The sequence below is a fragment of the Streptomyces sp. VNUA24 genome (genome assembly GCF_029167005.1).
In the GTDB taxonomy this organism is placed as follows: Bacteria; Actinomycetota; Actinomycetes; order Streptomycetales; family Streptomycetaceae; genus Streptomyces; species Streptomyces scabiei.
Genome location: NZ_CP119143.1, coordinates 7,019,652 through 7,034,183 on the forward strand (window position 1 = coordinate 7,019,652; position 14,532 = coordinate 7,034,183).

The 14,532-nt window shown below is 67.6% G+C and carries 12 protein-coding genes; 7 read left to right on the forward strand and 5 right to left on the reverse strand.

Translation table 11 applies throughout. The features are described 5' to 3' along the window. Positions 1-419 precede the first annotated feature (419 nt). The 5 genes from PYR72_RS30045 (at position 420) to PYR72_RS30065 (ending at position 4,918) form a co-directional block, all read left to right on the forward strand. A complete protein-coding gene (locus tag PYR72_RS30045) occupies positions 420-1,961 on the forward strand; it encodes a hypothetical protein (protein ID WP_275458176.1) in 1,542 nt (513 codons plus the stop codon). Between the two features lie 139 nt (positions 1,962-2,100). Then, positions 2,101-3,279 (forward strand): winged helix DNA-binding domain-containing protein, encoded by a 1,179-nt coding sequence (locus PYR72_RS30050; protein WP_275458177.1) that lies wholly within the window; start codon positions 2,101-2,103, stop codon positions 3,277-3,279. Positions 3,280-3,332: 53 nt separating this feature from the next. Further along, complete coding sequence (locus PYR72_RS30055) at positions 3,333-3,812, forward strand: hypothetical protein (protein WP_275458178.1); 480 nt, start codon at positions 3,333-3,335, stop codon at positions 3,810-3,812. After that, positions 3,809-4,168 (forward strand): hypothetical protein, encoded by a 360-nt coding sequence (locus PYR72_RS30060; protein WP_275458179.1) that lies wholly within the window; start codon positions 3,809-3,811, stop codon positions 4,166-4,168. The genes PYR72_RS30055 and PYR72_RS30060 overlap by 4 nt, the downstream gene beginning before the upstream one ends. A 153-nt stretch (positions 4,169-4,321) precedes the next feature. After that, entirely contained in the window at positions 4,322-4,918 is a 597-nt protein-coding gene (locus tag PYR72_RS30065) for a TIGR04222 domain-containing membrane protein (protein WP_275458180.1), read from the forward strand. A gap of 71 nt (positions 4,919-4,989) precedes the next feature. Here PYR72_RS30065 and PYR72_RS30070 read toward each other — a convergent pair whose 3' ends face one another. After that, positions 4,990-5,184, reverse strand: a complete 195-nt coding sequence (locus tag PYR72_RS30070; protein WP_275458181.1) for a DUF397 domain-containing protein — start codon at positions 5,182-5,184, stop codon at positions 4,990-4,992. Then, positions 5,184-6,029 (reverse strand): helix-turn-helix transcriptional regulator, encoded by an 846-nt coding sequence (locus tag PYR72_RS30075; RefSeq protein WP_275458182.1) that lies wholly within the window; start codon positions 6,027-6,029, stop codon positions 5,184-5,186. Before PYR72_RS30075 ends, PYR72_RS30070 begins: the two co-directional genes overlap by 1 nt. Positions 6,030-6,232: 203 nt before the next feature. Here PYR72_RS30075 and PYR72_RS30080 point away from each other — a divergent pair, with 203 nt between their 5' ends. Continuing rightward, a complete protein-coding gene (locus PYR72_RS30080; RefSeq protein WP_275458183.1) occupies positions 6,233-6,889 on the forward strand; it encodes an ATP-binding protein in 657 nt (218 codons plus the stop codon). A gap of 88 nt (positions 6,890-6,977) precedes the next feature. On the opposite strand, the gene PYR72_RS30085 is transcribed toward PYR72_RS30080, so the two are convergent. Further along, a complete protein-coding gene (locus PYR72_RS30085; RefSeq protein ID WP_275460562.1) occupies positions 6,978-10,058 on the reverse strand; it encodes a DEAD/DEAH box helicase in 3,081 nt (1,026 codons plus the stop codon). A 214-nt stretch (positions 10,059-10,272) separates the two neighbouring features. Between PYR72_RS30085 and PYR72_RS30090 the strand changes: the two genes are divergently transcribed. Beyond that, a complete protein-coding gene (locus PYR72_RS30090) occupies positions 10,273-11,697 on the forward strand; it encodes an HNH endonuclease signature motif containing protein (RefSeq protein WP_275458184.1) in 1,425 nt (474 codons plus the stop codon). A 141-nt stretch (positions 11,698-11,838) separates the two neighbouring features. Here PYR72_RS30090 and PYR72_RS30095 read toward each other — a convergent pair whose 3' ends face one another. Continuing rightward, a complete protein-coding gene (locus PYR72_RS30095; protein WP_275458185.1) occupies positions 11,839-12,849 on the reverse strand; it encodes an SEC-C domain-containing protein in 1,011 nt (336 codons plus the stop codon). Between the two features lie 117 nt (positions 12,850-12,966). Then, positions 12,967-14,520 carry a beta-1,6-galactanase gene (locus PYR72_RS30100; RefSeq protein WP_275458186.1) on the reverse strand — a complete coding sequence of 518 codons (1,554 nt, stop codon included), beginning with the start codon at positions 14,518-14,520 and terminating at the stop codon, positions 12,967-12,969. Positions 14,521-14,532: the final 12 nt, after the last annotated feature.

Sequence of the window (14,532 nt, forward strand, 5' to 3'; positions counted from 1 at the left end):
GAGGGGCGGGAGGGTGAGACGCGCAGCCCGTCTGCGCCTCTCACTCCTCCCGCCCCTCCTGTGTGTCCGCCATCCCGTTCACGGGTGGTGGGTCCCCGACCGGCCAAGGGTCCCCAACTCCCCTCCGGGGCACGACAGTTGCGCTTCGCCCACATGTGATCCATGCCACAGCAGAGGTGCGGGGGAAGTGGTGGGCGGCGCTCCGGCAGCCTGGCATGCTCATGCATGGCTACTGGGAGGTAACCAGCGCGTGCGCACTGTCATGAGGACAGCTGTGCCGCTCGGCCCGTCCCCCGTCGCCAGGCGCCGCCTCACCACGCGCGCCTGCTCTCCGGCATGCCGTCATGGCGCCCCCGCCATGCCGCTCAGCCGCCCCTCCTGAAGCGCACCCCCCTGTCACCGCTCCCGAGGACTCACGCGTGCACAAGCTCAGAAGACATGCCCTGGTCACGGCACTGTCGGCGATCACCGTCGCGACCCTGCTGGCCACCGGCTGCTCCACCGAATCCCCCGCCACCGGCGACAGGGCGGCCGCCACCACGGCCGAGACCCCCGAGCCCGCCGCCGCCGGGGAACAGCTCGCCGTCGTCTCCGCCCCGACCGGCGGCCCCACCCCCACCGCCGTGGCCGACGCGCGCGCGGACGACCGGGGCGAGGCCCGGAAGTCCCCGCTCAAGGTCGCCTCGTACGACAGGAAGAGCGGCCGGGCCGTCATCACGGCACCGCCGTCGGACGCGGACGACGAGCCGTCGAACGCGGACGACGAGTCGTCGGACCCGGACGACGAGCCGTCGGCGACCCCCTCGCGGACGGGCACCCCCACCCCCACCACGCCCGCTCCTGACGACCCCGACACGCCCCCGGACACGGGCTCCGGCGCGGCGAAGCCCAAGGCCGCCGTGGCCGTCGGCGACGTCATCGCCAGCGCTCCCGCCCCCGGCGCCCCCGACGGCGTCCTGGCCGAGGTGACGGAGATCGTCGACACCGCGAAGGACGGCGGTACGACGGTCGCGACCGAGCCGGCCACACTCGACGCGGTCCTCGGCGAGCGCGAGGCGAAGGGCACGGTCCCCGTCGACCCGTCCACCCTGGACGTCGACCCGCTCGTCCAGGGCGTGAAGGTCTCCTGGGCGAAGACCGGCGACCTGAGCTTCGGCCCCGAGGGCGCGAAACTCCCGCTGGGCAGCCTGCGGATCGACGTGGGCGCGGCCGTGGAGACCGCCCCCGGCGCCCCCGCCTCGGCCGCCGCGTCCGTCGAGGGCTTCGTCCAGCTCGCCCCCGAGGTCGCCTTCTCCTACGACGGCTCCGGCTCCGGCACGGGCTCCTCGCCCGGCGGCGCCTTCCTGGGCCTGACCGGCGACTGGGCCTCCCAGTGGTCGCTGAAGGGCCGCGCGGCCGGCTCGACCGACGGCAAGCCGATCCGTATCCCCTTCGCCGAACTGCACGCCGACCCCGTGATCCAGGCCGGTCCGGTCCCGATCGTCGTCAACCTCGACCTCGTCTGCTACTTCGAGGTGACCGCCGACGGCCGCGTCACGGTCGACGTCGAACAGGACCTCAAGGGCGACTTCAAGGTCGGCGGTAACTTCACCTGGTCCAAGGGCTGGAAGGGTGTCAGCGAGTCCCACATGACGGGTGAGCCGCTAAAGACGACCGTCACCGCGGCGGGCAAGGTGAAGGCGGCCATGGGCGCGGAGGCGACGGTCGGCCTGTACGGCACGGTCGGCGTCACCGCCGACGTGGCCCCCTACCTCCGCGCCGAGGCCGACGCGACCGCCGAGGGCTCCGCCGACGGCACGGGCTCCGCCTCCGGCTCCTGGGCCCTGTACGGCGGCATCGACCTCACCGGCACGCTCAACATCCAGCTCTCCATCTTCGGCACGCCGATCTTCCAGACGAAGATCCCGCTCGGCGCGGTGCACGAGGAGTGGCTGCTGACGAAGGGCGAGGCGAAGACGTAACGAGCCGAGCGGACGTAACGAGCCGAGCGGACGTAGCGAGCCGCGCGGAGCTTCGCGACCCGGGCCCTGTCCCCCACGGGGGCAGGGCCCGCAGGACGTGACCCTCCGGCCGTCCGGTCGGGGGAGAGAGAATCACGCCATGGGGACCCCGAAACTCACCGCCCGCGCACTCAACCGTGCCACCCTCGCCCGCCAACTCCTCCTCGCCCGCGCACCGTTGACGGTGACGGAGGCGGTCCGGCGCATCGTCGCCGTGCAGGCCCAGCAGCCGGCGTCCCCGTACATCGCCCTCTGGAACCGCCTGTCCTCCTTCGACCCGGCGGCCCTGGACGCGGCACTCACCGACCACAGCCTGGTCAGGGCGACCCTGATGCGGATCACGGTCCACACGGTCCACGCCGACGACTACACGCCGTTCCGCGAGGCGATGGAACCCACCCTCCGGGGCTCCCGCCTGGGCGACCCCCGCTACCGCGCCTCCGGCCTCACCGCGACCGACGCCGACGCCTTCCTCCCCCACCTCCTCGACCACGCCCACGGCCACCCGCGCACGGCCACCGAACTCCGCACCCGCCTGGAGGAGCACCTCGGCACCCCCACGGCACTGGACTCCGGCGGCCACCGGATGCTTCGCCACTACGCCCCCCTGTGGCACGCCCCCACGGGCGGCCCCTGGTCCTTCGACACCCGCCAGTCGTACGTGGCGGCCTCCCCCCGCCCGTCCCTCACCGACCCGGACGCATCCGCCGAGGGCCTGCGCACCCTGATCCGCCGCTACCTCCAGGGCTTCGGCCCGGCATCCGTGGCGGACATGGCCCAGTTCGCCCTGGTCCAGCAGCGCCGCATCAAGGAGGCGCTGTCCTCCATGCCGGACGAACTCGAAACCCTCCCGCCGCCCCTCGGCACCAGGACACCGCTCTACGACGTCCCGGGCGCCCCCCGCCCTCCGGAGGACACCCCCGCCCCACCCCGCCTGATGGCCATGTGGGACAGCACACTCCTCGGGTACGCCGACCGGGGCCGCGTCCTCCCCGCCGAGTACCGGCGCCACGTGACCCGCATGAACGGCGACGTCCTGCCGACGCTGCTGGTGGACGGGTACGTGGCCGGGGTCTGGCGCCCCCGCCCCGACGCGATCGAGGCCACGGCCTTCCACCCGCTCCCGGACGAGGTCTGGGAAGCCCTGGAGTCGGAGGCCACCACCCTGCACGCCTTCCTCACCACCCGAGGAGACGCGACCCCGTACGGCCGATACGACCACTGGTGGGCCAAGCCGTTCCCGGAGACGGCGGAGACTCGGCTGCTCTCTTTCGGGTGAGGGGGCCCCGGATCGATGGCGCCCTCTCTAAGTTTCGAAGTACTTTCAAAGTCATGAGTACCGAGAGAGCCGCCGTGAACTTCTCCGAGCTGGTGAACAAGAACAAGCAGACACTGGCCCGGCTCCAGGAATCACCGAGACTGCTTCTGCACCGCAGGGACGGCGAGGACCTGGTGCTCACCACCGCGGCGCGAGCCGAGCAGGACCAGACCGTCGTGTCGGCGGCCACCCGGATGCTTGCCGCGATGGCCCGCCGCGAGCCCGGCAGCATGGAACTGCTCCTCGACATACTGCCGGACGCGTTCCCCTGGGTGCGCTTCCTCCCGGAGGCCGACGTCCACGCCTTCGCCGTCGAACTGGTCGACACCATGCGCGCCGCGGACTCCGTCGGCAACAGCGCGTCCGTCGCCCAACTCCTCATCGCCTGGCAGCACACGGCCGAGATCCACTCCGACCCCGAACTCCTGGCGGCTCTGACCCGAGACCACTCCGAGGACTACGGCTCGGTCCCCGACCCTCGGGACGTGGCATGACGCCGGGCCGCGGAGACCGCACCGCACCACCGGCACCGGACGGTCACTGGGAAGTCCGCTTCGCGGACGCGGCCTCGGCCAAAGGTTGGGAGAACCTCGCCCAACAGGCCCGGGAGAACACCTACCGAGCTTGGCTCACCATGCGCACCCACCCCAAGCCGGCCATCGAGACACCCCGACACCATCGGCTCAAAGGCGGCTTGGCCCACGGCACCCACCGCGGCCGCACCTGCGAGCAGTGGCAGATCGAGGTGACCGCTGGCGGCCGCGTCTGGTATCTCCTGGACACCGCACGCAGTACTTGCTGGATCACCTTTGCCGGCACGGGGCACCCGAGAGCCACGGACCGGAGCTGATCCGGCGCGGTGGCGAGAAGCCGGACCGTACTGATCCTGTCCCCCGCAGCAGCTCAAGAAATGCTCTGAACCGGGCTGGAAGGGGGTTGTCCGCACCCCCGCCCGGCGACACTGCCCACAGCTGAGCCGAAGTGTGGCGAAGGGGGATGTGGCATGCGTGTGTTCCGGCGGTCGGCGGCGGTCGTGGGGGAGTCCGAGGCCCTGGACATGTATGACCTGGCCTTCCTGGCGGGTGGGGTCCAGCGGGTGGCGGACAGTGCGGTGATCGCGCTGTCCGACGCCGGGTCGCTCAGGATGCGTGGCTCACGGGTACGGGCTGTGGGTGAGGTGAGCCCCGAGCACCCGGTCGAGCGGGCCGTGATCGCCTGGTGCACGCGCAGCCGGTCCATCGCCTCCGTGTCCACAGCTCTGCGGACCTCCCCGGAGGCCGAGGAGATCGGCCGCCGACTGGCCGCACGTGGCCTGGTGACGGGGACCCGCCGCCGTCCGACCCGGGCGGGCAGACGGCGACTGCGGTCGGCCCGACACGACGAGAACCTGCCCGCGTACGTCCTCGACGGCCCCGCAGCGCTCTCGCACGGCCCGGTCCGACGCGGCGTCCTCAACGCGCATCCCCTACCGTCGGGCCTCGGCCGCACCCTGACCCGCATGGGCAGGGCCCTGGACCGCGACTCCGACCTCGACACCACCGACTCCACCCCGGACTGGGGCGGGGGCTTCAGTTGTGGGGGTGGGGGTGGTGGCGACTGAGGCTCCGCCAGCGCACTCCAAGAGAGCTTCAATGAATGGTTGTTGCTCCCGGCGGTGAAAGCACTGCGCCTTCAGAGCTTGGCATCCCGTAGAGCCCCCAAGAAGTTGGCCCAGGCATGGGAGCGGAAGGTCAGTCGACGGCCAGAGGGATTCTTGCTGTCGCGTATGGCGCACCCGTCCCGCACGAAGGCGGCCTCCACACACTCGGTTCCACTGCCTCCGCTGTACGAGGATGTGAACCACTGGTGCTCGGACCGTATCGGCATTACGACTCCTTGCTCATGCGGTGGATCAGTTGGGCGGAGGACTGGAGGTCGAGGGCCTGGGCTTTGAGGTACTGGAACGCCAACCTATATCGCTCCAGTTCTTGCGGCTTCTCCATGAAGAGGCCACCGCCGATGAGGTCTACGTACACGACATCGAGGTCGGGTGTCTGACCGGCCAAGATGAGGAAGCTCCCGACGGCGGCTGCGTGAGCGCCTGTTGCGAACGGGAGTACTTGGACCGTGATGTGGGGGAGCTCCGCGATGGTCAGCAGGTGGCGGAGTTGCGAGGTCATGACCTCAGACCCTCCGACGGTTCGTCGGAGAGCGGCCTCGTCGATCACGCACCAGACGTGGGGCGGATCCCTCCGTTGGAGGAGTTCCTGTCGCTTCATGCGGATGTCCACCATGTGCTGCACTTCCCGCTCAGGGCACTGTCTTTCAGAAGACCGGTGGACGGCCTCGGCGTAGTCGCGGGTCTGGAGGAGGCCCGGGATGAACATGCAGGCGTAGTGATCCTCGCGTACCACCTCATCTTCCAGCGTGAGCATGAGGTTCATGGAGTCGGGGATGGGGTCGGCGAGTGACCGCCACCAGCCTTGGATCTTGGCGTCTTTGGCTAGCTCGACAAGGGCCAGCCGTTCCTCTTCCGGTGCGTCGTACTCACGGCACAGCGCATCCACGGTGGGCCACTTGACCGAGCCTTCTTTCGTCTCGTAGCGGCTCAAGGTCGCTTTGGAGACGCCGACCCGGGCGCCCGCCTCTTCGAGGGTGAGCCCCTTGAGCTCACGGAGGCGTCGTAGATCGGCGCCCAACTGGCGCCTGCGGGTGGTGGGGCCAACTGCCATGTTTCGGGCCTTTCAAGTTGGACCGTCAGATCGTGGGGCTTCCTTGACTGCGTTCGCAACGTGGTGCGCGCCGGGGGCGCGCGTGCCAGGAGCGCGCTTCCGCTCGGCGTAGATGAGAGTTCCATTTTGAGAGTTCCAGTGCAACTCTCTGTGTGCAATCAAGTGCGGATCGCAACAGTAGTTGCGGGTGGAGGAGTAGGCCGATGGACTGCATCGCAGGCGTGCCGAGGAAGCCCTGGAACTTGCCCTTCGTTGCCGAGCCGGAGGGAGTGGCGTCCCTCCGACGGATCATGCGGCTTCATTTGGGGCTGTGGGGCCTGCATGAGGTCATCAGCGCCGCACAACTCTGTGTCAGCGAGCTCGTCTCCAACGTCATCAACCACGTAGGAGTCGGAACCCCCACCACACTTGCCGTCTCCATGAACGGCACCTGTCTACGCATTGAGGTGCACGATCCTGACCTCCGATCCATGCCGACTCTCATCGAGGGCTCGGACCTCGAAACCGAGCGTGAGTCCGGCAGAGGGATGGCGCTGATCAGCGCCGTCGCCGACCGTTGGGGCGTGCAGCCGCACGCTGATCACAAAGTGACGTGGTGCGAAATCGCGACGGGGCTGACCTCCGACAGCGGACACGTCAGTGGAGTGCCCGTTGCCCGCGCTGAGGCGATCCTGGCGCTGTACGGCACGGTGGGGCTCCCTCAGGCGATGCGGCCCACACCCTTCACCAGGGCTGTGGCCGAAGAAGCCGTGAGCACTCTGATCGCTGACCTGTTGCACTGGGCGAGAGCCCACGGACGTGACGCCGACGACATCCTCGATCGAGCCCAGAGCCGCTTCGAGGCGGAGGCGTCCGCATAGGAGTGCCTCCGCCTGCAGCGGTGAACCTGCTGAGCGGGCTCACCGCTGCCTAGGGGCTTGCAGGCGATCACCGGTGGGCAGTGGACCGCTATCCGCTGGTGATCGCCGAGTATGTCCAGACATCCGCCGGAAGCTCGTGCTTCAGACGCCACGTGATGGCCATCGGCTTGCTGCCGGTGTGTTCCACGTACGTCGCGGGACCGAGAAGCATCCAGGGGTGTGCCTTGCCGATGTCGGTGTCCTTGTATCGGCGCATGAACAGCAGAACGTGACTACCTTCCTGCACGTGTCGCTGATACCGCAGGCCGGTGGGAGAGCTCTCGGCAGTGGCGTTCTGGGATTCCCAGTGGAAGAGCGTGGGACTCAAGGCATAGTCCTTGTAACGGACTGTGGGGGAGAAGTCTTTCTCGTTCTTGTCCAGGGTGATCAGCAAGGCGTCGGTCTTGATGTCCTCCACCCACTGCACGCCTTGCGCGAAGGATCTCGGCATCTGGCCGCCGAAGCGAGCTACCCCAAGCGCAGCCAGTATCTCGGAACGGTTGTAGGCGCTGTGGACCTTCAGTGGGATGTTGCTGTGCGGCCCTGAGAGTGGAATCGGGAAATGGTCGTACCGTTCCATGACGTACGACAGCACTTGGTGTAGTTCATCGCGGAAGACCGGCTGGGAACGCAGGGATGCAAGCCCCTGCTGGAAGCTGGTGAATCCACCCGCGTTGTCCCAGAGATTGAAGAACAGCATGCGGGCATACGCCTGATCAGCCGGCATGAGTTTCTCGTACGGCGGGGCGTCATCGGCAAGGAGACGGAGATATGCCTGCGCGCGGTGGTGATCGTCTACGTGGAGGAACGCGTGGACGCGCTTGAGGAGTGCCGCTTCCCCGGCGGGAGCAGGTTCAGTGATCGCGCCGGTCTTACGGAGAACGGACGTCCAAGAGTTGTCACTCTTATAGATCTCCTTGATGTCTCGACGGCTCTCACGGAGATAGTCCGACAGGCGTGGAGTGCGGTAGTCCTGGACCTCCTTCACCAGGGTCTTGACGGTAGCGCCGATCTGGGTGCGGATGTTGTCGAGCACTAGATCCTTGGACTTACCCTCCAAGATGATCTGGCAGCCCGAGGGAAGTTGCGGGAAGTCGTGCTCGATATGGTCGATGAGCCGGTTACGGGACAGGTTCGTTAGAGCTCGGAACTGCTGCTCGAAGCGGAACTCCGCCCGGTGCTGACCGATGAAGTCGAGGACAGTGAGGACGGGTTTCGTCTCGGTGCGCCGCAGTCCTCGCCCCAACTGTTGGAGGAAGACCGTTGCGCTGCTCGTAGGTCGGAGGAGCAGCAAGGTGTCGACATCGGGGATGTCGAGCCCTTCGTTGAACAGATCGACCGAGAAGATCACCTGAATCTTGCCATCCCGTAGGTCGGCCAAAGCCTGCGCCCGATCCGCAGCGCTGGAATCGCTGTCGAGTGCTACGGCTTGGAAGCCGGACTTTCGGAAGACGTCCGCCATGAAGTGCGCATGCAGCTTGGTCACGCAGAAGCCGAGCGCCCGCATGGCTCCCGGGTGGGAAACCTTGTCACGGATCTGCTTGATGACGATGCGGGCGCGGGCGTGGTTGCCCGTGTAGATGTTTTCCAGGTCGCGATCGGTGTACGAACCCTTCTGCCAGCTGAGGTTGGTCAGGTCGGTCCCGTCGGGAATCCCGAAGTAGTGGAAGGGGCACAGGAGATCATTCTCCAAGGCTTCCCACAACCGCATCTCTGCTGCGATACGACCGTCGAAGAACTCGTCTTGCACATTGTGCCCGTCCGTCCGCTCAGGCGTCGCCGTGAGACCCAGGAGCTGCTTGGGCTTGAAGTGTTCGATGACTCGACGGTATGTGCTTGCCGTAGCGTGATGGAACTCGTCGATCACGATGATGTCGAAGTGGTCGGCGGCGAGTTGCTCAAGGCGCTGGAGGTTGAGCGACTGGACGCTGGCGAAGATGTGATTCCACTCGCGCGGGTCTTGGCCACTGTAGAGGAGCTCTCCGAACGAGGCGTCGTCGAGCACCTCGCGGTACGTACGCAACGACTGCTTGAGAATCTCCTTGCGGTGGGCTACGAACAGCAACCGAGGATTTCCATGTCCCAGGGTCTTTCTTAGGTTGCGGTAGTCCAGGGCCGCCATGACCGTCTTGCCGGTACCGGTCGCTGCAACCAGTAGGTTGTGATTCCGGCCGCGGACTTCCCGCTCGACACGGAGGCGTTCGAGCATGTCCCGTTGATGAGGAAAGGGACGGACATCAAGCCCCGACAGGCTGATTTTGAGATCGGTCGTGGGGCCTGACCCGCTGGCCTGAGACAGCGCCCGGTCGAGACGGCCACTGTCAGCGTCCGGGTCGTACCGCTCGAAGGCGCTGTCGTTCCAGTACGCGTCGAAGGTCGCCTCGAATTTGTTGAGCACTGCCGCGGTGGCAACCGATGACAGGCGTACGTTCCACTCCAACCCGTCGAGCAGGGCCGCCTTCGAGAGGTTGGAGCTACCGACATACGCCGTGTCGAACCCGCTGTTGCGTCGGAATAGCCATGCCTTCGCATGCAACCGCGTGGAGCGGATCTCGTAGTTGACCTTCACCTCCGCGCCGAAGTCACGGACGAGACGGTCGAGTGCGTGGCGGTCGGTGGCGCCGATGTAGGTGGTCGTGATGACACGGATCGGCACCCCACGTTGCCGTGCCGCGCGGAGTGCATCTTCGAGTACGCGCAGGCCGTACCACTTCACGAAGGCACAGAGCAGATCGATCCGGTCTGCTGTAGCCAGTTCGGCGCGCAACTCACTGCCGAGGCTCGGGTCCTCAGGGGAGTTGGTGATGAGCGCGGTTTCGGAGAGTGGCGTGAGGGGGCGGATCGCGTAGACCCCGGGAGCTTCTTGCTCGGCCAGTGCCAAGAGCTGGCGAGGACCGTCGGCGATGAGTTCGCTGGTGTCACTGATGTCTTGCTCAGGTGCGTCGGCCGCGAGCGCCCCGATGATCTGGTTGGCCAGCGCAACGCGCTTGCCGTGTGGCAACTGGCTGAGCTTGCGCCCTATGGCCTGGCCGATGTGCCGGGCAAGTACGTGCGGAGAGGATTCCTCGCTGACGTCAGCGTCGATGGCTTTCCAACCAGCCGACCCCAGCTGCTCCATCTGCTCAAGCATGCGCTGCGTGACGAGCTCCTCGTACACGCCCGCGACGGGCTGTGACAGATCCCCCGACTCCAACACGCTAGCTCCCTCGATCGCTCAGTTGGCTGGGTCCAGTTGTAACAGGAGCTCGTGCATGGCGGCGGGGGTGTTGCAGTCGCCCGCTGCAGTGTCAGTGCCATCTGATCAGATAGTCCTACTGGTTGGGCTGAGGGGTTGGAGTGGCGACGTGGCTGACGAACGAGACTTGATCAAACGCATAGGCGAGTTACGACCGGCCCACCGTCCCACGGGCCAGCACCTCCACCGTCCGCTGCTGCTGTTATGGGCCATAGCCCAAGCTGTACACGGCCGCCCGCGCGAGCAGCCCTGGTCGGCAGTCCGGGAGGCAGTGGCACCACTACTCAAGGCGTTCACTGGCGCGTCAGGCAGCGACCAGGACGTGCTGTACCCCTTCTGGGCGCTACAGAAGGACAACTTGTGGGAGGTGGCGGGGGCTACCGACCTCACTGCGACGAGTCAGGGGCGCCTCCCGGAGCTGTCCGCGCTGGAGGAAACGAACCCTCGTGCAGGGCTGCCACAGCAGGACTATGACCACCTGTCTGAGGACATGGAGTTGGCAGCCTGGGCAGTCAGTACGTTGCTCATACGGTTCTTCACCCCCATGCCTCCCCTGTTGCTGGAGGGGCTGGGGCTCAAGGAACTGGTGGCAGGACAAGCCTCCACTGGCTTACGCCCGGTCCCGGGCGAGCCCTATCGTCATCGCGTCGCCATTGCCGACGTTTATGGCGGCAACCGCGTGCTGGGCATCACTCCCCTCGCGGACGGCATTCTCTCCGTTTATTCGGACGACAAGGGGCCGTATGCGGACCAGCGCCTCCCGGAGATGGACTGGATCGCGTACACCGGCGATGGGCTGAGCGGCGACCAGACCTTGAAGGCTGGCAATCGCAGCATGGCGGAGTACCAGGAGCAGGAGAAGGCTCTGCGCTACTGGCACAAGCCTTACAAAGGTCACTGGACCTTCGAGACTTGGGCCGTCATCGTGCAGCGCCGCAAGCGCTGGGGACGGGGACAGGACGGTCTGCTGCGCCGAGAGTTTGTCTGGGTCCTTGCGCCTGTGCCCTCGCCCATCCGCGAGACCTGGCCTCCGGAGGTCATTGAAGCCCTCAGCGAGGATGACAAGCAGTTGCATGACGACACGGTCGACGTCATCCCCGTTGAAGTGCACTTCACGGCGCAGCCCAAGCCGATCAGTACGCGAGAAAAGTACAAGCAGCTGACGGCAGCCGCGCGCCGTACAGCGGCTGGCCGAACTCACCAGTCCAAGCTCACGCGAGTGGAGCGCTATCTGCGCTCACCCGCCGCTCGTGAAGCCGTGATTCTTCGCAGTGAAGGCCGTTGCGAGAACCCGTCTTGTTTGGGGCATCCTCTGGAACGCACGGATGCGGGCGCGCCCATTCTCGATGTCGATCACGTCAAAGATCTGGCACGTGGAGGCCCGGATGTCCCTGAGGCGATGATTGCCCTGTGCCCGAACTGCCACGCTCTCAAGACCCGTGGCAAAGACCGAGGCGAACTACAGAAGAAGCTGCTGGCCGTGGCCCGCGCTCGACACAGGGAGTTCATGCAGGAAGCCATGAGGTCTGAGTAGGCGCGGCCATAGCCTGGCCATCTTTGCCCCCGGGCCGCTCCAACGCTTGGAGAAGCGAGCGAGCGGCCCGGAGCAGACGGATGCACTGGCCGAGTTCAGGTAGAGGCCGCTGGACGGGGGCCAGCTCCGGTCCGGCGACAGCTACGCCCCATGGCAAGTCTCGTACGGCCGTTCCGACCCGCACCAGCAAGCAGCCCCCCGCTGCGGCGGCCACGAGACCGCCAACCCCCGGGCCGCCAAAGTCGTCGCATACTGCGGCAGCAGCGTCGCGTCGTCCGGGGACGAGCCCTCCGAGGCCGCGAACGCCTCGTACGACGGGACCGTGCCCGTCACGATGCCCAGGTTCGGGGTGCCTGAGGAGGACAGTTCTCGCAGCGAGGCTTCTATCGTCGCCAGGTGTTCCTCGTGCGAGGGGTATTCCGCGGCCAGGCCCGGGTAGGCCGCGATCAGTTCCGCGAGTTCGCCGGCCGGCCAGTGCAGGACCGCCACCGGGAAGGGACGGGACAGGGCCTCCCGGTACGCGCCCAGCTCCGCGCGCAGGCGGGAGATCTCGGCCTGGAGCTCCGCCGGGTTGTCCGAGCCCAGGGACCACACGCGCTTCGGGTCGTGCAGCTCGTCCAGGGAGACCGAGGAGGAGTGCTGGGTGTCCGCCATGGCGTCCCACTCGTCGTGGACCGCGCCCAGCATGCGGCGGACCCGGTGGCGGCCGAACAGCAGGGCGCGGGTCGCGTACGGGGGCTCCGGGACGTCGGTCAGGAGGAGGGTGACGGCCGCCGTGAACGTGTCCTGGGCCGCTTCCAGCTCGTCATGGGCCTCCAGGGCCTCGGCGACGATCACCCAGGGCGCCGGGTCGCGGGGGGCCGCCGCGCGGACGCCGTCGATGATCGCGCGGGCCTCCGCCTCGTGGCCGTACTCCCAGAGGTTGGACGCTTTCAGCGCTCGTACGAGATGGGGGTTGTCCAGGGGGGTGGAGGAGGACAGGAGGCGGTCGTAGAGGGCTGTCGCCGTGGGGCGGTCGCCGGAGAGTTCGCGGTGGGCGGCGGCCTGGAGGAGGAGGTGCTCGGCGTCCTCGGGATAGAGGTCGGCGGTCCGCTCCAGGCGTGCCGCTTCGGCGTTGTGGTCGACGTTCTCGGCAGGCGTGTCGGGGCGCATGGACGACACCGTACTGCCCGTGGGGGAGGTAGGGGGATGGAGGTGAGGTACGGGCAGAGGTGGGAGGGAGCGCGCGGGCCGGGAGCCGGCGCCCACCGGCCCGCAGCGCCGGTTCCCCTAGATCGTCACCCCGTCGATCTGCAGCGTCTGCACCGCCCCCGCCGCGAACGGCACCGCCACCGTCTTGCCGCTCAGGCGCGTGTCCGAGTAGGCGCGGTAGCGGTCGCTGCCGCCCGAGGTGTGGGTGTTCCAGCGGGGGACCAGGCCGTTCGTGCCGCCGGTCACCGTCGTGAAGTTCGCCAGGTTGAAGGTGAGGGTCTGGGCGGAGGAGGCGGTGTTGATCGCCACGATCACCAGGCGCCGCGCCGCCGCGTCGTACGCCGCCGCCGTGTAGCTGGAGCCCGTGTCCAGGATCGTCATGCCCGGGCGGATGTGGCGGCTGAACTGCGCCATCACGTAGTACTTGGTCTGGACCGTCGTCGGCTGGAGGGTGTTCGCGTCGTAGGCGATCATCGCCCAGCCCGCCGTCGGGTCCATCACCTGCCAGTAGACCCAGGCCGTCGGGTGCAGCCAGCGGAAGTCGTAACAGAGGTTGCGGGCGAGGGTCCAGCCCGAGCCGTCGCTGTCGCCCGTCTCCGAGTTCCAGAGCTTCTTGCCGGCGGTGGTGACCACGTCCGTGTAGAGGAGGTCGCGGCGGCCGTCCGCGCCCTGGTAGCCGTGCACGTTCACTTGGCTGACCAGGGCCTTCGTGGCGGAGTTGAAGGAGTTCCAGGTCGAGCGGGCGGTGTCGTAGTTCGTCTCGTCGGAGGCCGAGATACGGACCGAGTTCAGGCCGCGCGCGTCCAACTCGCTGCGCATGTACGGGAGTACGGCGGCCTGGACCGCCGGGTCCATGTGGCAGCCCTCCTGGGTGCCGGTCGCCGTCCACCAGGAGGACGCCGGTTCGTTGAAGGGGTCCACCGTCGCGAAGTTCACGCCCCAGTTGTTCTTGGCGTAGAGGGCCACCGCCGCCAGGTGGGAGGCGTGCTGGCGGTAGTTCCAGGTCTGGAGGTTGTTGCCGCCGCCGGAGGCGCCCGAGGGGTTGTGGTTCGAACACATCCACCACATGGGGGAGTTGGCGAAGAGTTCGGTCGTCGCTCCGCGCGCCACCGCCTTCGTCAGGGCCGCGCGCTGGTTCGGGTCCGCCGTCCACTTCCAGGCGGAGGAGGCCGGGTTCTCGTTGGTGTAGTCCTGCCAGAAGCCCTCGATCTGCTTGAAGGCCGGGATGTTGGGGGACTTCACCATCGACTCGCCGTTGATGGAGTTCGCACTGCACGCGCCGAGGTTGTAGCGGGCGATGTTCATGCCCAGGCCGGGCAGGGCCGTGCCGTTGTACGTCGTCGTCTTCGTGGTGAACCACAGGTCGGCGAAGTCGTCCCGGGCGCCGAACACGTTGGCCCACCAGGCCAGGGAGGTGCCCCAGCCCTCCCAGGTCCCGTACTTGGTGCCCGGGTTGACGGTGATGGTCGCGTCCGCGTGGGCCGTGCCCGCGCCGAGGGCGGTGCCGACCACGGCGCCGCCGGCCGCGGCCAGCAGGGCTCTGCGGCCGAAGGCGGCCGGGGGACGGTCGGTGGCGGAGGGCTCCGGGGCAGGTCTCGTCCGGATGTCCTCGGGGTCGGGGGATGCAGTCATGTCAGCTCCGGG